This window comes from Mesorhizobium sp. GW821-FHT07A06, from assembly GCF_059419085.1.
The window spans coordinates 351,278-376,818 of sequence record NZ_JBWKRC010000003.1; the positions used below are offsets into that span (position 1 = coordinate 351,278).

General features: G+C 63.0%; 21 protein-coding genes and 2 pseudogenes. 6 read left to right on the top strand and 17 right to left on the bottom strand.

The features are described 5' to 3' along the window. Positions 1-31 precede the first annotated feature (31 nt). The 3 genes from AC07SZ_RS12155 to AC07SZ_RS12165 are packed head-to-tail and all read right to left on the bottom strand — an operon-like array spanning position 32 to position 5,775. Complete coding sequence (locus tag AC07SZ_RS12155; RefSeq protein WP_494914403.1) at positions 32-3,628, bottom strand: glycoside hydrolase family 99-like domain-containing protein; 3,597 nt, start codon at positions 3,626-3,628, stop codon at positions 32-34. After that, positions 3,582-4,910 carry a rhamnan synthesis F family protein gene (locus tag AC07SZ_RS12160; protein ID WP_494914405.1) on the bottom strand — a complete coding sequence of 443 codons (1,329 nt, stop codon included), beginning with the start codon at positions 4,908-4,910 and terminating at the stop codon, positions 3,582-3,584. The genes AC07SZ_RS12155 and AC07SZ_RS12160 overlap by 47 nt, the downstream gene beginning before the upstream one ends. Then, on the bottom strand, positions 4,900-5,775 hold the full coding sequence (locus tag AC07SZ_RS12165; RefSeq protein ID WP_246738910.1) for a glycosyltransferase family 2 protein: 876 nt from the start codon (positions 5,773-5,775) through the stop codon (positions 4,900-4,902). Before AC07SZ_RS12165 ends, AC07SZ_RS12160 begins: the two co-directional genes overlap by 11 nt. Positions 5,776-6,139: 364 nt before the next feature. Between AC07SZ_RS12165 and AC07SZ_RS12170 the strand changes: the two genes are divergently transcribed. Genes AC07SZ_RS12170 through AC07SZ_RS12190 form a run of 5 tightly spaced genes read left to right on the top strand, consistent with a single transcriptional unit; the run spans position 6,140 to position 10,732 of the window. Next, entirely contained in the window at positions 6,140-7,348 is a 1,209-nt protein-coding gene (locus AC07SZ_RS12170; protein ID WP_494914407.1) for an ABC transporter substrate-binding protein, read from the top strand. A gap of 12 nt (positions 7,349-7,360) precedes the next feature. Further along, positions 7,361-8,140, top strand: coding sequence for an ABC transporter ATP-binding protein (locus tag AC07SZ_RS12175; RefSeq protein WP_494914408.1), 780 nt, complete (start codon positions 7,361-7,363; stop codon positions 8,138-8,140). Then, positions 8,133-8,843: an ABC transporter ATP-binding protein gene (locus AC07SZ_RS12180; RefSeq protein WP_494914409.1), complete on the top strand. Its 711-nt coding sequence runs from the start codon at positions 8,133-8,135 to the stop codon at positions 8,841-8,843. The genes AC07SZ_RS12175 and AC07SZ_RS12180 overlap by 8 nt, the downstream gene beginning before the upstream one ends. Positions 8,844-8,850: 7 nt before the next feature. Continuing rightward, on the top strand, positions 8,851-9,738 hold the full coding sequence (locus tag AC07SZ_RS12185; RefSeq protein ID WP_056576300.1) for a branched-chain amino acid ABC transporter permease: 888 nt from the start codon (positions 8,851-8,853) through the stop codon (positions 9,736-9,738). Between the two features lie 22 nt (positions 9,739-9,760). After that, positions 9,761-10,732, top strand: a complete 972-nt coding sequence (locus AC07SZ_RS12190) for a branched-chain amino acid ABC transporter permease (protein ID WP_494914714.1) — start codon at positions 9,761-9,763, stop codon at positions 10,730-10,732. An 813-nt stretch (positions 10,733-11,545) separates the two neighbouring features. On the opposite strand, the gene AC07SZ_RS12195 is transcribed toward AC07SZ_RS12190, so the two are convergent. From AC07SZ_RS12195 to AC07SZ_RS12235, 9 genes and pseudogenes are all read right to left on the bottom strand, one after another. After that, entirely contained in the window at positions 11,546-11,833 is a 288-nt protein-coding gene (locus AC07SZ_RS12195; RefSeq protein WP_494914410.1) for a hypothetical protein, read from the bottom strand. 235 nt (positions 11,834-12,068) lie between these two features. Further along, positions 12,069-12,863, bottom strand: a complete 795-nt coding sequence (locus AC07SZ_RS12200) for a class I SAM-dependent methyltransferase (RefSeq protein WP_081294973.1) — start codon at positions 12,861-12,863, stop codon at positions 12,069-12,071. A 497-nt stretch (positions 12,864-13,360) separates the two neighbouring features. Then, the gene (locus AC07SZ_RS12205) at positions 13,361-14,341 is read right to left on the bottom strand and encodes a 2-dehydropantoate 2-reductase (protein WP_494914411.1); all 981 of its coding nucleotides are present in this window, start codon (positions 14,339-14,341) and stop codon (positions 13,361-13,363) included. 64 nt (positions 14,342-14,405) lie between these two features. Beyond that, the gene (locus AC07SZ_RS12210) at positions 14,406-15,932 is read right to left on the bottom strand and encodes an acyl--CoA ligase (RefSeq protein ID WP_494914412.1); all 1,527 of its coding nucleotides are present in this window, start codon (positions 15,930-15,932) and stop codon (positions 14,406-14,408) included. 241 nt (positions 15,933-16,173) lie between these two features. After that, entirely contained in the window at positions 16,174-17,760 is a 1,587-nt protein-coding gene (gene ggt, locus AC07SZ_RS12215; RefSeq protein WP_494914413.1) for a gamma-glutamyltransferase, read from the bottom strand. A gap of 48 nt (positions 17,761-17,808) precedes the next feature. After that, complete coding sequence (locus AC07SZ_RS12220; RefSeq protein WP_494914414.1) at positions 17,809-18,609, bottom strand: ABC transporter permease; 801 nt, start codon at positions 18,607-18,609, stop codon at positions 17,809-17,811. After that, positions 18,606-19,531 (bottom strand): annotated as a pseudogene (locus tag AC07SZ_RS12225) (ABC transporter permease). The gene AC07SZ_RS12220 and the pseudogene AC07SZ_RS12225 overlap by 4 nt, the downstream one beginning before the upstream one ends. Continuing rightward, the gene (locus AC07SZ_RS12230; RefSeq protein WP_056576294.1) at positions 19,528-20,613 is read right to left on the bottom strand and encodes an ABC transporter ATP-binding protein; all 1,086 of its coding nucleotides are present in this window, start codon (positions 20,611-20,613) and stop codon (positions 19,528-19,530) included. The pseudogene AC07SZ_RS12225 and the gene AC07SZ_RS12230 overlap by 4 nt, the downstream one beginning before the upstream one ends. A 91-nt stretch (positions 20,614-20,704) precedes the next feature. After that, positions 20,705-21,745 carry an ABC transporter substrate-binding protein gene (locus tag AC07SZ_RS12235; RefSeq protein WP_494914416.1) on the bottom strand — a complete coding sequence of 347 codons (1,041 nt, stop codon included), beginning with the start codon at positions 21,743-21,745 and terminating at the stop codon, positions 20,705-20,707. Between the two features lie 234 nt (positions 21,746-21,979). Between AC07SZ_RS12235 and AC07SZ_RS12240 the strand changes: the two genes are divergently transcribed. Continuing rightward, positions 21,980-22,681 (top strand): GntR family transcriptional regulator, encoded by a 702-nt coding sequence (locus tag AC07SZ_RS12240; protein WP_494914417.1) that lies wholly within the window; start codon positions 21,980-21,982, stop codon positions 22,679-22,681. Positions 22,682-22,787: 106 nt separating this feature from the next. Here the strand turns inward: AC07SZ_RS12240 and AC07SZ_RS12245 are convergent, their stop codons facing one another. The 5 genes and pseudogenes from AC07SZ_RS12245 to AC07SZ_RS12265 all read right to left on the bottom strand — a co-directional run bounded on the left by AC07SZ_RS12245 (position 22,788) and on the right by AC07SZ_RS12265 (position 25,501). Next, on the bottom strand, positions 22,788-22,961 hold the full coding sequence (locus AC07SZ_RS12245; RefSeq protein WP_171883272.1) for a hypothetical protein: 174 nt from the start codon (positions 22,959-22,961) through the stop codon (positions 22,788-22,790). Between the two features lie 7 nt (positions 22,962-22,968). Then, a complete protein-coding gene (locus AC07SZ_RS12250) occupies positions 22,969-23,175 on the bottom strand; it encodes a hypothetical protein (protein ID WP_056573697.1) in 207 nt (68 codons plus the stop codon). 102 nt (positions 23,176-23,277) lie between these two features. Next, entirely contained in the window at positions 23,278-24,036 is a 759-nt protein-coding gene (locus tag AC07SZ_RS12255) for an SDR family oxidoreductase (RefSeq protein WP_494914418.1), read from the bottom strand. A 122-nt stretch (positions 24,037-24,158) separates the two neighbouring features. Continuing rightward, positions 24,159-24,263, bottom strand: a pseudogene (locus tag AC07SZ_RS12260) (dihydrofolate reductase family protein); the annotation flags it as partial. 74 nt (positions 24,264-24,337) lie between these two features. After that, positions 24,338-25,501, bottom strand: a complete 1,164-nt coding sequence (locus AC07SZ_RS12265; protein ID WP_494914419.1) for an ABC transporter substrate-binding protein — start codon at positions 25,499-25,501, stop codon at positions 24,338-24,340. Between the last annotated feature and the right edge of the window lie 40 nt (positions 25,502-25,541).

Here is a 25,541-nt window from a genome sequence, read left to right on the forward strand (position 1 = left end):
GTTGGAGCAAGCCACCGTTTCCGTGAGACAGCTACTGCTCGAAAGCAACCTCACGGATTTTCGGGCTTCTCGCAGGGAACTCGCCCAATTTGGTTAGCGAATACAAGCTTTCCATCTCTCCGGCAGGGCGACCGGGAAAGAGCTGGTTCCAGAGCTGCACGACATGTTCGGCCATTTTCAGCTTGATGGCCAAATCCGTTTCATATGTGTGCAAGACATGCTGATGGATCATCTGCCGCGTGCGCAGCAGTGCCTCGGAACGGGAGGACGTGATGATGCTGGTCACGCTGTCGCCGTGCAGACGGTGATGATTGAGCAACGCAGCCTCATAGGCGACGGAGCCGTTGCGGATTGCCTCGAGGATAAAGTACCAGTCGCCGCCCGCCGGCAGGGACAGGACCTGCGCGACGAAATCCGGCGTGATGTCGAACTTCCGGAAAACCGCCGCGCTGATATTGATGACCGTGTTCTTGACACCCAGCCCTTCGTTGACCTCCCGCGCCGCCGAAACCTGGTAGCTGCGCTTCCATTTGAAATTGGAGAGATCGGTGAGGTACGGGCTGGACAGATAGTCGCCGACGGTCTCGCTTCGATCATTGATGATCTTCGATGCGCAAAAGGCAAACTTCACGCCTGGATCGCGGAACAAGGGCACCAGTGTTTCGAGGAAACTCGGGTCTGATACGTCATCGGCTTCGGCGATCCAGATCAAGTCGGCCCTTGCAAGCGACATGCCTTTGAACCACTGGGGGTAGGGCGCCCCGGAATTCCTGTCATTGACGATGACACGGGTGCCATGGACGCCGGCATAATAATCCAGGATCGATCGGCTATCGTCGGTCGAGGCATCGTCCAGGATGATGAGTTCAAAATCCTGAAACGACTGCCCCAGGATACTATCCATACGCTCCCGCAGATAGCGGGCGTAATTGTAGTTCGGCACGATGATCGAGACCGCCGGCGGCTTGTTTGCGACCTTCCGCATGGTCGACAGCAGTCGCGGAAAGACCCGATCGGTGGAAAAATTTAGCCTTGCCTTGGCGCTCGCCTGCCTGCCAAGCCGCATCCGCAGGGGCTTGTCCCGGATCAGGTTCAGCGTCGCATCGGCCATAGCTACGGGATCAGCCAATCCGACGATGATGCCGGCATCGTCTTCGACGAAATCCGGAGCCCCACCGCTCTCGGCGAAGCAGATCACCGGCAATTCGGCGAAGGCAGCCTCCAGCATGACGCGGCCGAACGGCTCTTCGCGGGAGGTCAGAAGAAACAGGTCGGCCCGCCGCAGGTAAGCCCCCACATCGTCGACATCACCCAGAAATGTGACTTTCTCGTCCAACCCGTCCGCCCGCAATCTGCCGAGTTGCTGCGACCATGTACCGAGAACCTCATCTCGTTCCCGCCCCGGAAACGAGCCGAGCCAGTAGAAATGATAGTCTTCAACCCCGCGTGCCCGAAGGATCCGGGCGACCTCGATAAAGAGGTCGGCACCCTTGCGGAAGGGCATGCCGATGCCCGAACCCAGGACGATGACCTTGTCCGTCGGCCAGCCGGCAAGGCGGCGGCTTTCAAGGCGCCGGATTTCCGTGAGGTTTTGATCGGCGTTGGGTTGCGGAACCGCGCTTGGGATGACATCGATGGCGCCCGCTGCAACGTTGTGCTCGGACACCAGATAGTCCCGGACACTTCGGGAACACGCCACAAATCTTCGCGTGCGGGAAACGACATCGCCCATATTGTCCTTTGCGTATCGGGCAACGCTCGTTCCCAACTCCCTGGCATGCGTCAGGATTGGCCGCTCCAGTTCAGCAAGCAGCGCGTGCGCACGGCCGGTCGCAAGGCTGTTGCAATAGATGAGGTCCGGTATGCCACCGCACCATTCCGTAATGTGGGCCAACTTCGAGGCGGGCGTCTCTGCCTCTGAAGCCAGATCATCCAGAACGACGGTATCGGCGAGGCGTCGAAACTCTTCGAGCCGTTGACCCCCTGCCAGGCACAGGACCTTGATCTCCAGATTGGTGTGCGATTGCAGCCATTGGATGATGTTGATCAACGATGCCTGCGCTCCGCCGAGAGCCGCATCGTGCGACACGAACAAAACGCGCCACGACGGCTTCCCGGGTGATCTGCCGGCCGCTGGCCGTGCCGACAGGACGTCCCGCGTCTCCTGCAGATAGGCGTAGCCATAGCGGGCATCGGGCTCGAGATAGGCTCCCTCAGCCCACTCGTTCCAGGCATTGACGAAGATCAGCCGGCTGTCGAAATCGGCAAAACGATCGCATGTATCGACGACCGCGTTGGCGAGCCATTGCTTGTAGCGGGACGGCGATGCGTTCACCAGAATGTAGGCGGCCTCCATCCTCCGCGCCGTGTTGTCCCAGGAAGGGCAAAGCCCGCGAAACAGCGTGTAGGGAACCTGCGGGTACGCGCGGCTGCGATTGAGGAGCTCTGTCCAGTCGTAGACCTTCCCCCTGAAGCCGCTCCTGAGCGTTGGCATGCCGGCGCTGATCTCGGGAAGTCGTCCAAGATTCGGTGGGAACTCGACGGCGGCGTCGAATCCGAATTCGGCGGGATCGCCCGAGTCGAACGACTGCGGATAGGCAAGAAAAATCTCGCCGATGCCGGCCTCCCGGCAATGGGTCCTCCAGCGCCGTGCCGTTTCAGCCGCCGACGGAAACAATCCGGGCCGATAAACCATAAGCAGTGGCTTGCCGCCGATACGGATGTATCTTCTGTCACGGAAATAGCCGGCTACGTATCGGATGAAGGCCAGGTCGTCCTCGGGCGAGTGCGATTGCGGGATCAAGACTTCCTGTTCGCGCCCATTCCAACGGCGGCTCCACGGCTCGTTTGCCCAGTTGATGCAGAAGCCCATCTCGTGTGCGTCGTTCTCGACGAATTGGGCGATCGGCATCTCAAGGACGCGCTTGCCGTTGAACCAGTAGAAGTGGAAACAGAATCCCGAGAGGCCATACTGAAGGGCAATCTCGATCTGCTCCTTCTGGATGTCCTTCACTCGCAGGTCGTAGAAGCCAAGATCCGCCGGGAGCCTGGGCTGGTAATGACCGTCGAACTGCGGCGTGGCCCGCGTCACATTCGTCCATTCCGTGAAGCCCTTTCCCCAGAAGGCGTCATTTTCAGGAATCGGATGAAACTGCGGCAGATAAAATGCAATGAGGCGCGCCCTCAAAGCGGCTGGTCGCCCCTCGCCGGATCGCGGCACATAGGTGGCGGGTCTCTGGGGGGCGCCGGCATTTGTGCCTGGAGCACGCCGGGTGCTGCGCCCCTCAATCTTGCCGAAACGAATGTAGTGATCCAACGGATTCATCGACGTGGCAGTCACGTCGGGATACTTCGCCAGGTAGTATTCGTTGTCGAAGTCAGGACTCGGGTTTCGCGACTCGGCGGCACCGTGCCTGATGTAATGCAGGATCGGATCTTTTCCGCTCCTGGCTACATCCGGATTCTGGGCCAGGTACCACGACAAATCGAACAGCCCGCTGGCGCGAATTCGTTGCCAGGTTCGGAATATCTTCCATCGCCTTCTGCTGACGAGCGATCCTACGAAGATCTGGAGTTCGGATCTATCCAATCGGGTCTGCCTCCCGGCAATCCGGCGCCATGTCGTCATCCCAGGTAACGCCGGAGATCTTTGTGCAGATCATTCCAAGCACACGCTCTAGGGCATGCTGCAACGTGCCGTCTTGTTGGCTTGCCTCTTCGGGGAAGACTGCCATAGGCAGATCAAGCCGCATGAGCGGTTCCAGCGCGCCGCGGCGAACCCAGAACATCGTCCCGGCAAAGAAGTCGAGACGAGAGCTGGAGGGCAGCCCCATCGTCTCCAGCAAGTTGAGGACCATCGCCCTGTTCTCCCCCCACGCAGCCTTCTCCCCCTTCCATTCATTGGGCAACCGAAAGCGTCTGGATCCAATCATCTGGGTGTCGGGCGAACGCTCGAACTCGGCGATGATGCGGTCAACCATCTCGCGGGATCCGATCAGGTCGAACGCACTCGCCTGGCGCCAGATATCACCGAGGACCATGCGCGGCCCGCGCGGCCCGGACTTCTTGCCATGCAGCTTGCAGATCAGGTCAAAGGGATCGAGCCTTCCTTCATGAAGTAATTGGATGAAAGGGCCGACGTCGCGACCGCGATTGTCATAAACCACCACCTCGGCATCCGGAAATCTCGCCTGGACGCGCTGCGCGAGTGCCACGTCGGGCTCGGTCAGTGTGAGGATGAGATGGAACGGGCGATCGATCCTCGCCAGCAGCGCCTCGAATTCGGGCCAGAGATCGGGGTAATGCAGATGAAGCGCTACGGCGATCCTGGGTTTGGCGGTGGGCCGGCGTTCGGGGGCCTCGGCTGGCGGACCATCAAAGTGCCGCGACAGGGTTTTCTGCAGATTGTCGCTCGCCGTGCCAAAACCCCAACCGGCAAGGCTGCCAAGGGCACGGGCCAACTCGCGCCCTTCCGCCCCTGAAATGTGCAAAAGAGGCTGCAATACGATCCCGTGGCCAAGCGGCAGTTGAAATCGCCTGTGGCGACGGCGCCGACTCAACAGCGTGCCAACATCCCTGATGCTTATGGGGCGAGCGCTCGCCGCAACGACGTCGCTTCTGTCAAACCGCAGCACCAGGCCGCCTTCACTGCTTTTAAGCAGATAGGACGTCCGGCTGGTGACAGGCACATAGACGATCTTGTCGGCCTGTCCCGGCCGGCGAACATTGAGCCGGAGAAACGGCATCCGCCTCTCTGTTGGAGAAAGCTCGACGATGTAGCGTCCCGGCGTGTGGATGTGGATTTCGCTCGGCGCACCGCTTCGGTCTACGCCATATGCGTCGCCTTTTCGCGGTTCGCAGGGCAGGACATCGGGCGGAACAAGCCTCGTGTCGATAGCGTCAGGCGACATAGCCGCTGTTCCGATTCGCGTGCGATCGGTCAAGGATGCTGTCAAATATGCCGATCAGCCGGCCCAGGGAATTGATCAGTCTATTTCGATTAAGCGTAAGGCAGTAGAAGCCTATCTTCGTCAGATAGCGGAGTATGTCCACAAATGGGCTATAGGCTATGCCGTACTTCCTGCGCAAGTGGATCTCCGATCGCATCTTGGACCGATATCGGAAGATCCGTGACCGGGTTGATTGTGCAACCGAAGTGCCAACGTCGTGGACAGCATGCGCGCTACTGACAAGGATCATGGGTTCGTCACGCTGCAGCAGCCGATAAGAGAGATCGTCATCTTCGAAATACAGGAAGATATCCTCGTCGAAGCCTCCCGTATCGAGGAAGAGTGTTCTTCTGATCATGAACACGCCGCCATTGACGAAGCGCACGCAACAATCCCCCCAGACCTGCCGGATACGTGTGGGCAGCGACACACCGGAAAGGCGATCGATTTCGCTCTGCTCGCGAAACCACAGGCGCCCATCCACCGTGTTCGTGCGCGGCACGAAGACGCCGCAATTCGGGTAGCGTTCAGCCGCCTGCATGAGCGCGTCGACGGCGTCCGCGCCAAGGCGCACATCGGGATTGACGAACAGCAAATACTCTCCCGATGCCGCCGCCGCCCCGATGTTGCAGGCACGCCCAAAGCCGAGGTTTGCAGGATTATCGATGCGATGAACGGCAAAACCGGATAGCGCGGCGGAAAGATCGTCGGTGCTTGCGTTGTCGACGCACACGATCTCGATGCCCGGGGGCAAGCAAGCGAGCGCGCCGCGCACAGTATGCGCGCTGTTGTGCGTCACGGTAACGGCGGTTATCGATCTATTCATTACTAAAGCCATCCTGATATCCCAGTTGGCTTCCCCCTGCAGGCTGGCTATCCATACGCAATCTAAGCGTTACGGCTCTGGCGGTCGAGTCCATTCCCCTGAACTAAGACTGGGACGATGTGTACGCTGGTTCAGCCTTGCCGGCCGTCACGGCTAACATGGCCGTGCCGCTTCCGAGCTTCCGGCTGGCGTGATCTGGCCAATCGGCCGTGCCGCCGCCCGGCGAGCAAGAGCCTGCCAGGCTTCGAACGTGAAATCCGCAAGCCGCCCCCTTGCCGTTCATCCTCATCTTGCACATGTTCAATACCGCTTGCTGGTGATCGTTTGGGGGGACGGTCGGATTCATCACGGGAGGAAATAGAGAATGAAGGCATGCTGTTTGGTTTCGGCCGCGCTTCTCGCCGCGACCGCGATCCCCGCCTCGGCCGCCGGAATTTCCGATGGGAAAGTCAAGATCGGCATCCTCAATGACCAATCCGGCGTCTATGCCGATTTCGGCGGCAAATGGTCGGTCGAGGCGGCCAAGATGGCGGTCGAGGATTTCGGCGGCAAGGTGCAGGGCGCGCCGATCGAGATCATCAGCGCCGACCATCAGAACAAGCCCGACATCGCCTCCAACATCGCAAGGCAGTGGTACGACACCGAACAGGTCGACGCCATCATGGAACTGACGACCTCATCGGTCGCGCTCGCCGTCCAGGGGATTTCCAAGGAAAAGAAGAAGATAGACATCGTCACGGGTGCCGCGACCACCGACCTTACCGGCAAGCAGTGCTCGCCCTACGGCTTCCACTGGGCCTATGACACCCATTCGCAGGCGGTGGGAACCGGCGGTTCCCTCGTGCAGCAGGGTGGCGACAGCTGGTTCTTCGTCACCGTTGACTATGCGTTCGGCTATTCGCTCAAGGAACAGACCGCCAAATTCGTCGAGAGCCATGGCGGCAAGGTGTTGGGCGAGGTGCGTTATCCCCTCGGGTCTACCGATTACTCATCCTTCCTGCTGCAGGCGCAGTCTTCGGGCGCCAAGGTCATCGGGCTGGCGAATGCCGGCCTCGACACGTCCAATTCCATCAAGCAGGCCGCCGAATTCGGCATCGTCCAGGGCGGCCAGCGTCTCGCGGCGCTTCTGTTCACACTGGCCGAGGTGCATGGGCTGGGTCTCCAGGCCGCGCAAGGCGTCGTGCTGACCGAGGGCTATTACTGGGATCGCGACGACAAGAGCCGCGAATTCGGACAGCGCTTCTTCAAGCGCACCAATCGCATGCCGAACATGATCCAGGCCGCGACCTATTCGGCGGTGACGCAGTATCTGAAAGCGATCGACAAGGCCGGCACCGACGAGACCGAGGCCGTCGCCAGGCAATTGCATTCGTTGCCGGTGGACGACGCCGTGACCACCAACGGCAAGGTGCAGTCGGATGGCAACATGGTCCACGACATGTATCTCTACCAGGTCAAGGCGCCCGGCGAGAGCACCAAGGATTGGGACTACTACAAGTATCTCGCCACCATCCCCGGCAAGGAGGCCTTCCTGAGCGAGAAGGAAAGCGGCTGCCCAACGGCGGCACAGTGATCGGCGCGGCCGATGGCGCCGCCTGACCTCGACGGGAGCGAACCGCCCGTGGTGCTGTCCGCCCGCGGGCTGCGGCGCGATTTCGCCGGCTTCGTCGCCGTCAGGAATGTCGACCTCGATGTCCGCCACCGCAACATCCATGCCCTGATCGGGCCCAACGGCGCCGGCAAGACTACGGTCTTCAACCTGCTCACCAAGTTCCTGGCGCCGACCAGCGGCAGGATCGAACTGCTCGGCCACGACATCACCCGCACCTCGCCGGCGAAGGTGGCGCGGATGGGGCTGGTGCGCTCGTTCCAGATATCGGCGATCTTTCCGCATCTCAGCGTGCTCGACAATGTGCGCGTCGCGCTGCAGCGGCCGGCTGGGCTCGGCGTCCAGTTCTGGCGCTCGCTTGCCGCGCTCGACCGCTTGACGCCGCGTGCGATCGAGCTGCTGCGGTCGGTCGGTCTCGACGATGCCAGGAACAGGCTGGCCGGCGATCTTTCCTATGGCAGGAAACGTGTGCTCGAGATCGCCACCACATTGGCGCTCGATCCGAAAGTGCTGCTGCTGGACGAGCCGATGGCCGGCATGGGGCATGAGGACGTGGCCACGGTTTCGGCCATCATTCGCTCGGTGGCCAGCGACCGCGCCGTCTTGATGGTCGAGCACAATCTGACGGTCGTCGCGGATCTCTGCGACTGGATCACGGTCATGCAGCGCGGCGAGGTGCTTGCGGCCGGCGACTACGCCACAGTCAGCCGCGACGAACGCGTCAAGGTCGCCTATATGGGCACCGCCGATGACTGATGCCGCGCCCCTGCTGGTGGTCCGCGGTCTCAACGCCTGGTATGGCGAGGGCCATGCGCTGCATGGCGTCGACCTGGAGGTATTTCGCGGCGAAACGGTCACGCTGCTCGGCCGCAACGGCGTCGGCAAGACGACGACGCTGCGCGCCATCATGGGGCTGATCCGCAAGCGAACGGGCGAGGTCGTTTTCGACGGCACGGACCTGATGCGTCTGCCGCTGCACCGCACCGCGCACCAGGGCATCGGCTTCGTGCCGGAGGAGCGCGGCATCTTCGCGACGCTGACCGTGGAAGAGAACCTGGTCCTGCCGCCGGTCGTCGCCGAAGGCGGCATGAGCGTCGCGGAAATATTCGATCTTTTCCCCAATCTGAAGGAGCGTCGCAACAGCCCTGGCACAAGGCTGTCGGGCGGCGAACAGCAGATGCTGGCGATCGCGCGCATGCTCAGGACCGGTGTGAAGATGCTGCTTCTCGACGAGCCGACCGAGGGCCTCGCGCCAGTCATCGTGCAACGCATCGGCGAGCTGCTGGTGACATTGAAGAAGCGCGGCATGACGATCCTGCTGGTCGAGCAGAATTTCCGCTTCGCCAGCCGTGTCGCCGACCGTTTCTACCTGATGGAGCACGGCAAGGTCGTCGCCGGATTTCCGACCGGTGAGCTGGCGGACCGCATGACGCAGCTCCACGACATTCTGGGTGTATGATGACGCCATGACGATGATCTTCGGCATCCCCGTCCAGGCCTTCCTTGGCCAGTTGCTGGTCGGCCTGATCAACGGCTCTTTCTACGCCATGCTGAGCCTGGGCCTGGCCGTCATTTTCGGCCTGCTGCGTGTCATCAATTTCGCCCATGGCGCCCAGTATATGCTCGGCGCCTTCACAGGTTATCTCCTGCTCACCTATCTCGGCATCGGCTATTGGCCCGCTCTGATCCTTGCGCCGCTGATCGTCGGCCTCTTCGGCGTCGTGGTCGAGCGCCTGGCGCTGTCACGGCTTTATGACACCGATCCGCTCTACGGCCTGCTCTTCACCTTCGGCCTGGCGCTCGTGCTCGAAGGCATATTCCGCTACTCTTACGGCGTGTCGGGAAATCCCTACGCCGTGCCGCCGCTGCTTTCGGGCGGCACCAATCTCGGCTTCATGTTCCTGCCCAATTATCGCGGCTGGGTCGTGGTCGCCTCGCTGATTGTCTGTTTCGGGACCTGGGCGTTGATCGAGAAGACCAGGCTCGGTTCCTATCTGCGCGCGGCAACCGAGAATCCCCGTCTCGTCCAGGCTTTCGGCGTCAATGTGCCGTTGCTCCTGACGCTGACCTACGGCCTCGGTTCCGCCCTTGCCGGGCTGGCCGGAATTCTGGCGGCGCCTGTCTATCAGGTGAGCCCGCTGATGGGATCGGATCTCATCATCGTCGTCTTCGCGGTCGTCGTGGTGGGCGGCATGGGATCGATCCTCGGCGCGATCGTCACCGGTTACATGCTTGGCCTCGCCGAAGGCCTGACCAAGGTCTTCTACCCCGAGGCCTCCAACCTCGTGGTCTTCGTCATCATGGCGATCGTGCTCTTGGTCCGGCCGGCCGGCCTGTTCGGAAGGGACGCCTGACATGGCGCAAGGGACACCCGACATGGCCGGGCTGACGCTTCGCGAGACATCAGCCAGCACCCCGGCATGGCTCGAATGGACGCTGGTCGGGCTCGGCATCGCGGCGCTGCTGGTGGCGCCCTTCCTGGTCTATCCGATCTTCCTGATGAAGATGCTGTGTTTCGCGCTGTTCGCCTGCGCGTTCAATCTCCTGCTCGGCTATACCGGCCTGCTGTCGTTCGGCCATGCCACCTTCTTTGGCGGCGCCGCCTACTTCACCGCGCATGCCGTCAAGGTCTGGGGCTGGCCGCCGGAAGCCGGCATCCTGCTCGGCATTGCGGGCGCAGCCTTGCTCGGCCTTGTCATGGGTTTCTTCGCCATTCGCCGGCAAGGCATCTATTTCGCCATGATCACGCTGGCGCTGTCGCAGATGTTCTTCTTCTTCTGCGTCCAGGCGCCCTTCACCGAGGGTGAGGACGGCATTCAAGGCGTGCCGCGCGGCATGCTGCTTGGCGTCCTCGACCTGAACGTCTCGCTGAATATGTATTACTTCGTGCTTGTCGTGTTCCTGGTCGGCGTCTTCGCCATCTGGCGCATCGTCAATTCGCCCTTCGGCATGATCCTGCGCTCGATCCGCGAAAACGAGAACCGCGCCATTTCGCTGGGCTATTCCGTCGCCAACTACAAGCTCGGCGCCTTCGTCATGTCGGCGACGCTGGCCGGGCTGGCGGGCTCCCTCAAGGCGATCGTCTTCCAGTTCGCCACGCTCACCGACGTCACCTGGCAGATGTCGGGCGAGGTGATCCTGATGACGCTGCTCGGCGGCATCGGCACGATGGTCGGGCCGATCGTGGGCGCCAGCCTCGTCGTTGGGCTTGAAAACACGCTCGCCACCTCCGGTTTCCCGGTGACCATCGCCACCGGGCTCATCTTCATGGTCTGCGTGCTGGTCTTCCGCCGCGGCATCGTCGGGGAGCTTTATGCGCGGCTGCTCGGGCGGGAGGGGAAGGATTGATCAGCGCCGGATTGGATGGGCGCGATGAGCGGACCGGCCGCGCGCTCGAAGGACGCCAGGCGCCGATGTGCAGACGTCTTGAAATGGGCCGAAAGTAGAAGCTGCCGTTCCGCTGTTGATCCAAGGCAGACCCTCAACTCAATTGACCGGTGCCGTCACCATCCAGGAGTGCTTGGCGTTCCCGCGAGAAAGACCAGACATTTGCCTCGTCTGCTTCCAGTACCCAGATGCTGTCGAAATCGTCATCGGGCCATGATTGCGGAGCGGTCCCTGTGCCACCGACAAGCGCAGCCGTCAGAGCAGGAATAGACTCGTGTTGCCAGCTAACCAACACAGGTGATTGGGCTGTGCGGATGGCATCCGCCGCTAACTGCTCTTGGCCCTTTGAATGAGTGACATCCGGTTCAAGGCCGAGACGCCTTGCCAGTGGAGTGATTGTCTGGCTAGGCCGCTTGCTCCGAGTGCCGGAACCGTCTCTTTTGATCATGCCTGACGCAACAATTGATGCAGGTCTGCCCAGAGGTAGAGGCGGCTCGTAAAAAAATCGGCAAAGGCCTCCCGCGCGTTGCCAGCCTCGCACCGTCAGTGATGCGGGATCACTTTCGCCCTGTTCGGTGACTCCGAGGTCCGGACCACCTGGGACCGGCTTTTCGGCATGACGGATGATCATTACAAGCTTGTTTGGCATCGTTTCGCCTGCCTTATGTTAGCATTGGATCAAGTCGCCTGGGATCGCTCTCGATGCAAGCTCGTTTCCACCTGTTGTGGGCCCACCATGGCGGCATCGGACTGCCGGGCCAAAATTTCCTGCGTTTAGCGTAGTGGGATGCCAAGGTAATCCTCCCGACTTTTTACCTCGGCTTCGCTTAAATAGCCCATTCGGAGGCAGTTCGCGACTTCATATGGGTGGTCCGGCGGGATTGAGAGCGTGGCGTTAAAGTCATCGAGGCACCCCTGCCGCAGCGCTTTATCCACCAGTTGCTGCAACGTCGCTTCTTTTCCATGCTGGTGCGTTCGATATTCGCCGAGGACATAATACCCAACCCCAACGACAACGGCCGCGAAAGCGCCCAGCAGTCGCAATCGCGCGTTATTGGGCATTTGCCCTCCGCAGAGCAGCGCAGCCGTTCAGGCTACCGGGCTTGGTCAGGGTGAATCCCTGCCGGTCAATCCCCCGGCTGCCGCTCGACCCTCGGTCCAGAACTGGTTGGCACCGATCGGTGTTGCAGAGGGGGGTCGCGTTCTTGGGCACAGTCGTGGCGGCAATCGGTGGTCGGCACCGGCCACGCGGGTGCTTCGAAGACGGTCAGTTGGCGCGCGGACCCTGTGCACCACGTCACCGCTTGCACAGTCGCGCCACCAGGCCGCGAAAGCCGAATGGCAACCAAATCATTTGAATATCGATGTGATCCGACGCAAATGCACTCTTGCCGAGGAAATCCTCAAGTCCCTTTAGATCAAATGTTTGTCGGGTTTCGGGGCCAACGAATTGCAACCTCTTCATTGAAGAGCAATCTGTCGCATAGATCGACATTGTTCCGCCCGGACGTAGAACCCTGTGGGCTTCCGCCAGGGCGGTTCCGGTCGGCGAGCAGAAGTAAATCACGTTGACGGCAAGAACCTTGTCCATTGAGGCGGTTTCCACTGGCAGCCGCTCGAAGGTACCCTGGATCAGCTTCAGCTTTCCGTCTTGAATTGCGGCTCGATTTCGAATTTGGGCCTGACGAAACATCGTCGGCGACCGGTCCACCCCCGTAACCGTACCGCTATGCGCAAGTCTGGCCATTTTCTTGAGCGCCCAACCCGGCCCAAACCCTATTTCAAGCACGTCATCCCGCTCGCCGATGCCCAATCGTTCGATGGCCCGCCTGTTGGGCAGGTGATTTATCAGGCCCATGACTGCCCCAGCAGCACGTCCGCACATGCCCTCCGGCATGGAAAACTGTTGCGCAATAAAGTTGTGCAGGCCAATGGTGCCTATGCCATCGAGTGTCTCGACGACGGATGGACCTGATGGTGCCAGATGCCGGCCAGGCGCACCTTGGAATGCAAGGCTATCGTTTCCGCCGCATCTGTCAATCTGTGGAACCAATGGCGTTGCGGGCGGCCCCTGGGCTTCTTCATCCAACATTCATTGTCGCTTTTTATTGCGGGCGATACCCAGGATGCCAGTTCGATGCGGCAGTGTCCGAAACGTGCCCGGCGCCATGGCGCCAGCGGCCATCGTTGCCACCGCAGACAGGACTACGATCGCCGAACGACGGTGTAGGTCGTCTCTATGGTCAGAGGAACACCGGACCGATCAGCCGGGCCCTTTCGAGTGGAGCGAGAAACGACATCGCCGCAATAGCGGTGCCGCTGAATCCTCCGCATTGCCACAGGAAGCGCGAGCGCCAAAAAGCAAACGATGGCAACGATCGGTACCGCTACGGCTGCAAGGGCCGCGCCTAGAACCAGCGCGGACGCAATCCAGAAGGTTTCAGCGATCCTGTTCATTGAGATGACTCCATTCTCCGCGAAGCAATGAGCCACTTATGTTTCCCGCGCATTTCCGCTGGAATACATATTCGTAAGATGCCGTAGTGGCGGACGCATCGCCGGCGCCTCGAGGCTCAGCCCGTCGTCCCCTCACCCATAGCACCCGCGCTGCACCGCCAGCCGCCGCACCAGCGCCAGCACGGCATCAATCGTCGGCGTCGGCTTGTCCGTCAGCCGGCCAAGTTCCTGTACCGCTGTTACCAGCGCGTCGATCTCCATCGGGCGCCCGCGCTCCAAATCCTGCAGCATCGAGGTCTTGTGCTCGCCGACGTCGCCAGCGCCCTTGATGCGGCGGTCGACCCCGATCGGAAAACGCACGCCCAGGCTTTCGCCGATCGCTTGCGCCTCCAGCATCATGGTGCGGGCAAGCTGGCGGGTACCTTCGTCGGCGACGATTCCCGCCAGCGTGCTGCCGGTCAGCGCCGAGATCGGGTTGAAGGAGAGGTTGCCCCACAGCTTCACCCAGATTTCGCTGCGGATATCCTCGCGCACCGGCGCCTGCAGGCCGGCCTTGACCATTTCCTCCGCCAGACGCGTCACCCGTTCGCTGCGCTCGCCCGAGGGTTCGCCAAGCGAGAAGCGCTTGCCCTCGACATGGCGGATGAGGCCGGGCGCGTCGACCTCGACGGCGGGATAGACGACCGAGCCGACGACGCGCTCCGGCCCGATCCGCTGCCAGATCGCGCCGCCGGGATCGACCGCGTTCAGCCTGGTGCCTTCGAGCGGCCCGACCACGCCATGGAAATACCACCACGGCACGCCGTTCTGCATGGTGACGACTGATGTGTGGTCTCCAAGCAGTGGTGCGATCTGGTCCAGTGCCGGGGTGAGCGAGTGGGCCTTCAGCGCCAGCACGACAGCGTCCTGCACGCCGAGTTCCTCGGCCTTCGCGGCGGCTCTCACCGGCGCCACCGATTCCTGGCCGTCCTCGATCAGGCGCAGGCCGTTTGCCTTGACCGCTTCGAGGTGGGCGCCGCGTGCGACGATCGACAGGTCGGTTCGGCCGGCGATGGCCAGCTTGGCCGCGAGATAGCCGCCGATCGCGCCGGCGCCGAAAATGGTGATCTTCATCGTGGGCCTTTGATTTCATGCATGTCGTTATCCAGGAACCGAGAACACGTGCAAGCGACATGCATCAGAGCCCGAGTTTGGCGGCAAGCCCGATGCGCTGCAGCTTGCCCGTCGCGCCCTTGGGGATTTCGTCCAGGATCAGCACCTTGCGCGGCACCTTGAAGTCGGCGAGCCGCGTCGCGGCGTGAGCGCGTATATCGTTTTCGGTGGCGCTCATGCCTTCGCGCAGCACCACGGCCGCCGCCACCTCTTCGCCGAGCTTGTCATGCGGCATGGCGAAGGTGACCACCTGCGCCACCGCCGGATGGTCCATCAGCACGTCGTCGACCTCGAGCGGCGAGATCTTCTCGCCGCCACGGTTGATGATCTCCTTGAGCCTGCCGGTGACGCGGAGATAACCGTCCTCGTCGAGCACGCCCTGGTCGCCGGTGTGGAACCAGCCATGCGCGAAGGCCGTGGCGTTGGCGTCCGGGTTCTTCTCATAGCCCGCGGTGACATTGGGACCGCGAATGACGATCTCGCCGGTCTCGCCGGCTGTCAGCAGCCGCCCGTCCGGCGCCATCACCGCCACTTCGGGGCCGGCGGAAGCCCCTACGCTTCCCGGCTTGCGCAGGCCCGGCGGCAGCCGGTTCGACGCCATCTGGTGCGCGGCCTCGGTCATCCCGTAGGATTCGATCACCGGACAGCCGAAGGTTGTCTCGAGCTCGCCCATCACTTGCGCCGGCAGCGACGCCGAGGAGGAGCGGATGAAGCGCAGGCGCGCCGCCGCCAGCACCTCCGCATTGCGCGCCGCGCGCGGCAGGATCGCCTGGTGCATGGTCGGCACCGCCGTGTACCAGCTCGGCCTGGCGTCGCCCAACCACTGGAAGAAGCGCAGGGCGTTGAAGCCCGGCGTGCAGAAGATGCTGCCCCCCGCTGCCAGCGACGACAGCACCGCCGCGATCAGGCCATGGATGTGGAACAGCGGCATGATGTTGAGGCAGCGGTCGTCGGCGCTCAAGCCGAGCGTCGCGCCGATATGACGGGCGGAAGCGGCAATGTTGGCATGGCTGAGCGGCACCAGCTTCGGACGCGATGTCGTGCCTGACGTGTGCAACAAAAGCGCGATGTCGCCGTCCCCTGCCATGTCGGGCGCCGCTTGCGGGCCGACCGCCGCGCCTTCGATGGTGAAACTGCCGGCAGGCGTGTCGGGTTGCACGATGAGCCTCAACACGCCGATGCCGAGGCGTTCAGCCACCGCCACCGCCGGCCCGGCCTCGTTCTCCGCGACGAGGATCGCCTTGGCGCCGATGTCGGTGAGGTAGAAATCGAGCTCGTCTGCCCGGTAGGCCGAGTTGAGCGGCGCCGTCGAGGCGGCCGCGGCCACGGCGACGAAAGCGGTGGCCATCTCCGGCCCATTCGGCAGCACGATGGCCACCCTGTCGCCCCGGCCGATGCCGAGCGCATGCAGCCGCTCGGCCGTGGCCTGGATCAGGCTCCGCAGCCCGCCATGGGTGAGTGTGGTTCTCTCGGGGGCCAGGATCGCCGGAGCGTCGTCGGCGCCGGCGGCGAGGCGGAGGGAGAGGTCGGGGTGGGCTTCAGCTTGGGTCATGGTCACCGGCTATGTTCAAACGACTGCTTTTGGAAGTCCAGCGGACGACACCGACCCTGGACAATTGTAGAGGGCGCCGCCGCCCCTCATTGCCCTGCCGGGCATTTCTCCCCGTATAGTGACGGGGAAAAAGGGCTGACAGCAACGTCGGCGCTTACCTTGCAACGCTGGCGACTGGCGAAATCATTCGCGACAGGGTCCTTCTCCCGGTCGCTATGCTCGGTCGGCCTTGCCCCATCCCTCAATACCCAAGCGCCACCCCGTCCTTGCGCGGATCGGAGGCTCCGGTCAGCGTGCCTTTCTCCCAGTCGATCAGCACCGCCTGCCCGCCGCCAAGCGGATGCTGCGGTTCGACGACGCGATGGCCGCGCTTGCGCAGGCCTTCGAGCGTCTCGCCGGGAACGTTGCGCTCGGCCTCCACAACGCCGTCATTGTAGAACACGCGCGGCGCATCCAGCGCCTGCTGCGGGTCCATGCCGAAGTCGATCATGTTGGTCAAAAGATGGACATGGCCGAAAGGCTGGTAGCCGCCGCCCATGACGCCGAACGGCATCACCACGCGGCCGTTCTTCGTCGCCATGCCGGGCATGATCGTGTGCATAGGCCGCTTGCCGGGCGCGATCGCGTTCGGGTGTGCCGGGTCGAGCCGGAAGCTCGAGCCGCGATTCTGCAGCACGACGCCGGTCTTCGGACTGACGACACCGCTGCCGAACGAATAATAGGTCGAGTTGATGAAGGAGACCGCGTTGCGGTCGCGGTCGACGATCGAGATGTAGACCGTGTCGCTGCCGGGCAGGTCCAGGCGCGGCAGATGCGTCATGGCGCGGTCGCGATGAATTTCGGCGCGCAGCCGGTCGGCATAGGCGCTGGACAGAAGCTCTCTCACCGGCACCGGAACATGGTCCTGGTCGCCGAGGTAGCGGTCGCGGTCCTGATAGGCGAGGCGCCCGGCCTCGATTTCGAGATGCAGCCGCTCGGTACCGTTGGGGTCGAGCTCGCCGACCTTGAAGCCCGACAGCACGTTCAGCATCAACAGCGCCGTCATCCCCTGGTTGTTCGGCGGCATCTGGTGGATGTCATGGCCGCGGTAGGAGGTGCTGACCGGCGCCACATAGTCGCCCTTGGTCGCTGCGAAATCCTCGTGCGAATGCAGCCCGCCGAGTTCATTGAGCCGGCGCACCATGTCGTCGGCGACGGCACCTTCATAGAACCCCGCGCGGCCCTGCCTCGCGATCACCCGCAAGGTGGCGGCGAGTTCCGGCTGGCGATGGATATCGCCGGCCTTCGGCGCCTTGCCGTCCGGCAGGAAGATGCGCGCGGCGTGTTCGTCGGCCGACAGGTCGGTTTCCGGCTCGGCCCAGTCGAAGGCGACGCGGTCATGCACGACATAGCCGTTCTCGGCATAATGGATGGCGGGCACCAGAACCTCGGCCAGGCTCTTGCGTCCATGATCCTCCAGCAGCCGGCACCAGGCGTCGATGGCGCCCGGCACGGTCACCGCGTGCGGCCCCTGTTTGGGAAGCTCGCTGAAACCCTTGTCCAGATACCAGTCGACCGTGGCGCCCGCGGGCGCTCGGCCGGAACCGTTGAAGGCCAGCACGTCGCCTTGCCCCTTCGGGCAGTAAAGGACAAAGCAATCGCCACCGATGCCGGTCGATTGCGGCTCGACGACGCCTTGCACGGCGGCGGCGCAGACGGCGGCGTCCATGGCGTTGCCGCCGGCGCGCAGCATGTCGATCGCGGCAAGGGTGGCGAGCGGATGCGAGGTCGCGGCAACCGCCTCCGTGGCACGAACCGGCGAGCGGCCGGGAAACTGGAAATCACGCATTCTGTCTGGATATCCCATGGTCACTTCAGCGAATTGGTCTGATGGAAATCATTGCCGCCGCCCGAAGATCTGCGCCACCGACAGGAGCAGAACGGAAAGCACGATCAGGCAGGTCGAGATGGCGGCGATGGTCGGATCGATCTGGTCGCGCAGCGCGTTGAACATGCGGCGTGTCAATGTCGTCGTCTCGCCGCCCGATATGAACAGCGAAACCACCACTTCGTCAAAGGAAGTGATGAAGGCGAACAGCGCGCCCGAGACGATCGAGAAGCGGATTTGCGGCATGGTCACCTGCCAGAAGGCGCCGATGCGCCCGGCGCCCAGGCTGCGCGCCACCCGCTCCTGGTTCATGTCGTAGGAGCGCAATCCCGAAAGTACGGTCAGCACCACCAGGGGCAGCGCCTGCACCGTATGGGCGATGACCAGGCCGGTCAGCGTGTTGTTGAGGCCGATGCGCGCATAGAGGAAGAAGGTGCCGATGCCGATCAGGATCACCGGTATGATCAGCGAGGCCGTCAATAGCGCGTTGATGGTACCGTTGAAGCGCAGCGTGCCCCGGTTGATCGCATAGGCGGCGGCGGTGCCGAGCGGCGTCGCCATCAGCACGGTCATGACGGCCACCTTGACCGATACGACGGTCGCGTCGCGCCATTCCAGCGACTGGAAGTAGCTCTGGTACCAGCGCAGCGACCATTGCCGTGGCGGGAACTGCAGCAGCGTCGAATCCGAAAACGACATGATGACGATGATGACCGACGGCGCGATCAGGAACAACAGCACCAGGCCGCCCAGCGCGTAGAGCCACAGACGTTGCCGGTGCGAGATCGGCAGGCCGACATCCCCGCTCATCGCGAACTCCATACACCGGTGGCGCGCGCGCCGAGCAGCCATTGGAAGAGACCGAGAAGCGCCAGCGTGACCAACAGCAGCACGACGCCAAGCGCCGCGCCCGCACCCCAGTTGGAATAGAGGCTGGTGGTCTGCTCCATGCGCATCGCCCACATGATCACCTTGCCGCCGCCCATCAGAGCAGGCGTGACGAAGAAGCCGAGGCAGAGCACGAAGACGATGACCACGCCCGAGGCGAGGCCGGGCAGCGACAGCGGAAAGAAGATCTGCCGGAAGGTGGCGACCGGGCCGGCGCCAAGGTTCATGCCGGCGCGCAGGCAGTCGGTGTCGATGGTCTTCATCGAGGCGTAGAGCGGCAGCACCAGGAAGGGCAGCAATATATATGCGTCATGCCGATGACGACGCCGGACAGATTGTTGGCGAGCGGCAGCGGCTGGCTGATCACGCCGAGGTCGATCAGCCAGCTGTTGATCAGGCCCTTGCGCTGCAGGATCACCAGCCAGGCATAGGTGCGCACCAGCACCGATGTCCAGAACGGCAGGATGACGAAGATGAGGCAGATCGACGCCGCGCGGCGCGGCAGCTGCGACAGCATGTAGGCCAGGGGATAGCCGAGCAGCACGCAGGCGCCGGTGACGATGAAGGCTACCTTGAAGGTGGTGATGAAGGTCTTGATGTAGGAGGCCTGCTCGAAGAAGCGCGCATAGTTGGACGCGCTGAAGGCCCCGGCTTCGTCGAACAGCGACAGCCAGAACAGCCAGCCGATCGGCACGATGATGATGGCGAAGACGAGGAACAGGCTGGGTGACAGAAGCGCCAGCAGACTGAGCTGCTCGCGCCGCGCATCGGCACGCAGCGCCCGCGCGTTGAGGTCCCGGCCCGCGCCGGCGGCCTCGTCGAGGAGGGCGGATGGCGCGTTCATCCCTCTGCTTCCACCAGGATCGTGTCCTTTGCATCGAGGCCAAGCCTGACCGGCTGGCCGGGGGCCGGCAGCCTGGACAGCACATCGCTGCGGCAATAGTCGCGCAGCGTCAGCTGGCGGCCGTCGCGCAGCGAGGCGTAACAGACGAAGCTGTCGCCCTGGTAGATGATGTCACTGAGCGTGGCGTCGAGCACGTTGATGCCGTCCGACGGCTCGGCCGCCGTGACCAGCCGCAGCTTCTCCGGCCGCACCACCATCAGATGCCGGCCGGCGGCGGGCGGCGCCCCTGCCGTCTGGATCCGCCTGTCCTCATACCAGACCGACCCGTTGCGGCATTCGACCGGAATGAAATTCGATTCGCCGATGAAGCCGGCGACGAATTGCGTCTTCGGCGCGGCGTAGAGCGTTTCCGGCTTGTCGAGCTGCTCGATGCGCCCGGCGTTCATCACCGCGATGCGGTCCGACATGGTGATGGCTTCGCGCTGGTCGTGCGTGACATAGACCGTCGTCATGCCAAGCCGCCGGTGCAGGGCGCGCAGTTCGATCTGCATGTGTTCGCGCAGGCCCTTGTCGAGCGCCGACAGCGGTTCGTCCATCAGCACGATGCGCGGCTCGAAGACGATGGCGCGCGCCAGGGCCACACGCTGGCGCTGGCCGCCGGAAAGCTGGTCGACCCGGCGCTCGCCGAGGCCCTTGAGCTTGACCAGCTCGAGCGCCTTCTCCACCCGCTCGGCCGTTTCCGGGACCGCCACGCCGCGCTGCTTCAGCGGGAAGGCGATGTTGTGAAAGACGTTCATATGCGGAAACAGCGCGTAGTTCTGGAACACCATGCCGATGTTGCGCTTGTGCGGCGGCGTGGTGATGATCTCATCGTCGCCGACCCGGATCGAGCCGCCATTGGCCCTGACGAAACCGGCCAGGATCATCAGCAGCGTCGTCTTTCCGGAGCCGGAGGGCCCGAGCAGCGTCAGGAACTCGCCGGCCTCGACATCGAGGTTCAGGTCGCGCAGCACCGACACGCTGCCAAATCGTTTCTCGATCCGGCGCATGCTGATCGGCAGCGCGGATGGCGCAATGGACAAGGTCATCGTCTCCTGGTGAGGGGGCGGCGCAAGCAGGGCGGGTTCTGTGTCATCATGCGCCGCCCTGCCGTGGTTCGGGTCCGGCCACGGCCTATTGCTGGATCAGATTGTTGAACTTCTCCGTCGCCTCCACCAGATTGTCACGCCAGAACTCGGCGTCCTGCAGCACCTGCTTCTTGACGTTTTCGGGCGACGAGTTGATGTCCTTGATCCGCTCCGGCGGGATCTTGCCTGTCTCGAAAGCCTTCTCGTTCACCGGGCCATTGTCGACATAGAGCGGCAGATTGGCCTGCAATTGCGGGCTGACGAACATCGCCAGCGCCTTCATGGCGGCTTCCTTGTTCTTGGCGCCCTTGGGAATGACCATGCAGTCGGCGGTGAGCACGCCCTGGTCGAAGGAGAAGCTGACCGGCGCGCCTTCCTTCTTCAGCGTGCCGGCGCGGCCGTTCCAGATGCTCGCCATGTCGACTTCGCCGTCCTTGACCAGCTGCATCGCCTGCGCGCCTGATGTCCACCAGGCATCGACATGGCCGCGGATCTTGTCGACGGATTTCAGCGCGCCGTCGATGTCGACCGGATAGACCTTGTCGATCGGCAGGCCAGAGGCGAGTGCGGCGACGCTCAGCGTCTCGGTCGACTGGCTGCCGCTCAGCGCGCGCCGCCCCGGAAATTTCTCCACGTTCCAGAAGTCGGCCCAGGTCTTCGGACCCTTGTCGCCGAAGACGTCGGTCCGGTAGATGAGGACGACCGAGGTATAGGAAATGCCGACCCAGTCGTCATGCACCAGCTTCGGGTTGATGCCGCTCTTGTCGATGATGCCGTAGTCGAGCTTCTCGAACAGGCCTTCCTTCGAGCCGCGCGCGCATTCGTCGGCGCCGAGTTCGGTTATATCCCATTTCACCGCATTGCCGGTCACCTGCAGGCGCACGTCGTCGAGGCCGTTGGTGGTGTCCTGCTTGATGGTGATGCCGAGCGCGTCGGCGGTCGGATTGAAGAAGGCCTTGGTCTGCGCCTCCTGATAGGTGCCGCCCCATGAGGCGACGGTCATGGTATCGCCCGCCATGGCGGGGGCCGCGCCGGCCGCCATCAGGGCGGCAACCGCAACAACGCTAACGCTTCTGATCCTGTTCATTTTTCGGCTCTCCAACCGGTGTTCCCATTATTTTTGATTTCGCATGCTATTTTGTATACAATTTTGAGTGTAGCTTGGCGATCAGCGATGTCAACAGCGCTCGGCATCGCCAGGAGCCCTTGACGGAGGGCTGAGGGGATGCGGTGCCAGGGCGTGGCAAATCGAGCCGACTTTGAATACAGCTATGAGACCACATCGACTTCCGGCGGAAAGACCGGAGAACTGGAAACGGACTTGGCCAAGGAAACCAAAAACACGCTGCGCGACTCTGTCTATTCCTCGCTCAAGGCGATGATCGTGACCGGTCAGATTCCACCCGGATCGCGCGTCACCGAGAACGATATCGCGGTCAGGCTCAATGTCAGCCGCACGCCGGTGCGCGAAGCTTTCAACCGCCTCGAACGCGACGGCCTCGTCACCGGCCGGCCGCGCCAGGGCTATGTCGTCACCGAGTTCGACATCAACATGTTCCGCGAGGCTTTCGACATCCGCGAACTCCTCGACGGCCATGCGACCGAACTTGCGGCCGCCGCCGCGACCGAGAAGGACAAGGCACGGCTCCGTGCCATGCTGGCGGAATGCGAGCGGCTGGCCGCCATTCCCGACCGCACCACCAGGGAAAAATTCCAGGAACTGGAGGTCGGCATCGACCTGCACCGCGTCATTGCGCAGATCAGCGGCAACGCCATGCTGCATGGCATGCTGTGCGGCATCCTCGACAAGTGCCAGCACTATGTCTGGACCGAATTGCTGTGGCTCGACGAATGGAAGATCGCCCGCGAAGAGCATGCCGAGATTGTCGAGGCGATCTGCGCCGGGGACACCGCACGGGCCGGCGCCCTGGCCCGTGCCCATGTGCGGGGATCACGCGAGAATGTGCTGCGCCTGCTGCAGGCCAAGTCGGATTACCAGAGTTTTCTGGCCAAGGCGTCCTGAGGGCGATTGTAACGACACGCTCCGCGCGATCGCGATCGCCCCACCCTTCCTTGAAGAGCGAGCTTCCGCGTCCGTTGTAGGGCAGTCCGGAACGGCGGCGGCGATGCTACCGATGCGCGCCGCGAGCCTGGGCAGTCGCTTCAGCCAATACCGCCAGCGCCTGCTCGACACTCCGCGCCTGGGCATCGGTGCGCTCGATATGCTTCACCATCAGCTTTCGCAGCACGGCAAGCTTTGCGGCGCGATATGCGGCACTCTTTTCGGAGGGCATCATGGTCATGGCACAATCAGTGTGTGGTGGGATCGATCTGGCGCAGGCGCGAACGCGCTTCAGTCACACGTTTTTGCTCGGATCTGATCCGGCAGCACAGGGCCAGGCTGATGCCGACGCCACGCTCCTCGTCCAGCATTGCATTCGCTCGCGTGAGAAATAATTCCGCGCGCTTGACGCGCTGCCTGGCTCTCGCCAGTTCCAGTTCCAGATGGTCGTACATTGTTCCGCACCCTTGAGGTCCGCGGTCCCTTCGAGGGGAAAACCGCCGCCAGGCGGTTTGGTTCCATTGCTTGGCGCAAGGGCGGCAAGGGCCGACCGACCTTCAGCCCTTGTGTTCCTGGAGGCTGTTGCCGCCGTCGACCACCAAAAGAGCCCCGTTGACATAGCTGGCGCCTTCGGAAGCCAGGAACACGACCGCCGCCGCCACTTCATCCGGCCGGCCCGCCCGCGCCGGCGGCGTATGCAAGGCCGCCGTCCGTTCCATCTCGCTCGACGCGCCCGTTTCGATCCAGCCGGGAGCCACGGCATTCACCGTCACGCCGCTCCTGGCCACTTCGAGTGCCAGCGTGCGCGTCAGGCCGACCATGCCGGCCTTGGCGGCCGAATAGGCCGAGGTACCTTCGAAAGACACCAGCGGGCCGGTGACCGACGCCACATTGACGATGCGCCCATAGCCCGCTTCGATCATCGCCGGCAGGAACGCATGGGTGACCAGGAACGCCGTCTTCAGGCTGACATCGATGCCTCGGTCCCAATCGGCCTCGGTCATAGCGAGAAACGCCTTGTCGGCCGAGGGTGATGCCAGCGAGCCCATGCCGGCATTGTTGACCAGTATGTCGATGGCGCCGACATCTGCCCGCAGCCGCGCGACATCGGCGGCCTTGGTGAGATCGGCGACCATGGCCCTGGCATCGATACCCTTGGCACGAAGTTCGGTGGCGCGCTCAAGCACACGCGCGCTGGCGCCGGTGAGGAACACGGCGTTGCCGGTGCTGCCAAGCTGGCGGGCAATGGCGAAGCCGATGCCGTCGACGGCTCCGGCGCCGGTGATCAAGGCGCGTTTGATGCGGGGAAGGGTCATGGTCGGGTCTACTCCAAAGGCCGTGCCTGCCGCACACAGACGGACAGTGTCGGCTGTATCATCAGAACCGAAAAGCCGTGACAGCGCCAGGCGTCCGACCACGACGCCGAAGAGGCCAACGATCAGGCAGGAACATAGGTCAGCCGGATCACGTTCTCGCCAATCCGATCGTGAGTCAGAAAGCGGAGCGGCGGCCGGGGCCCAGCGAACGGTGCTCCCGATTGCAACCTCTCGCCGGGCACTGGGAGGCTGTGCCCGGCGAGTTAACAGGACTGCGCGCCGCGACTGGCGCATAGCCCTGTCAGTTGATCACGTTGCTGTAGAACTTCGCCTCGACGTCGGTCATATCGATCGCTGCAAGGTCCTCGGGCAGCGCATAGGCATCGGCGTCGGCATGCACCTTCGCCTTGCCGAAGTCATTCGCGCCGGCGATGAAATCGTTGGTGACGTAGCGCGCGGTTTCGATGTCGATGCTCGACTGGCCGATGGTCTTGAGGATTTTGAAGAAATTGTCCCAGGCCGGAATGTTGTGCTCGCCCCAGCCTGCACGCTTGGTCATGTCTCCCTTGAAGGTGCGGTGGATCTGCATCAGGCTTTCTGTGCCCGCACGGGGACCATAATTGGCCTTGGTCGTGGGCAGGGCCTTGAACACGATGGCAGTCGCTGCGCGTGGGTTGCGGTCGGCGAACTCGCTGCCCATCGCCCAGCCCTTGAGATATTTCTTCAGGAACTCCAGCCGCTCGGCATCCTCCAGATCGGCGCGCCGCACCACGAGCGAGTTCGAGGGCAGGGGCGAGCCACGCATGCCCAGCCAGTAGTCGAAGTCCAGACCCTTTGCGCCCAGATCGGCCCGCAGGCCTTCCCATGCGAGGCATGCGTCACCCTGACCGCCGGCGAGCGCCGTCGTCCAGGTCGGCCAGCCAGCCTCGACATAGGTGATCTTCTTTGGGTCGACGCCAACGGCCGCGAACATCGGGTCGCAGATCGACTGCCAGGCCGCGGATCCCAGTAGCACGGTCTTGCCTTCCAGCTCTTTCAGATTCTTCACCGCCTGGCCCTTGCGGAAAGCGACATTAAAGAGATCGAGGAAGCCGCTACCGAAGACCGAGACGAGGTCCATGCCCGCATTCACCGCAAAGGAAAGCACGCCCGGCGAGGGGAAGCCGATGTCGGCCTGTTGCACCGCCAGGAACTTCACCACAGCGGTCCCGTCCGATGGGCCCGGCTCCATGTCCGTATCCACTCCGAGGTCCCCGAAGTAACCCATCTCCTTGGCGACCCAGTAAGGGTAGTCGTCCATCACCTCGATCGTGCCGCGCGGCGAAATCCAGGTGAAGGGCGAATTGTAGGGCCTGGCCTCGGCAGTGCCCGAGGTCAGCACGCCGCCGCCCAGAACGGTGGTGGTCACAAGGCCGCCGGCACTGATTTGCAGCAGCCGCCGACGAGTCATCATTTGGTGAGCCATAGGGTCTCCTCCCATATTGGTTGGGCCGCGATATTGCATT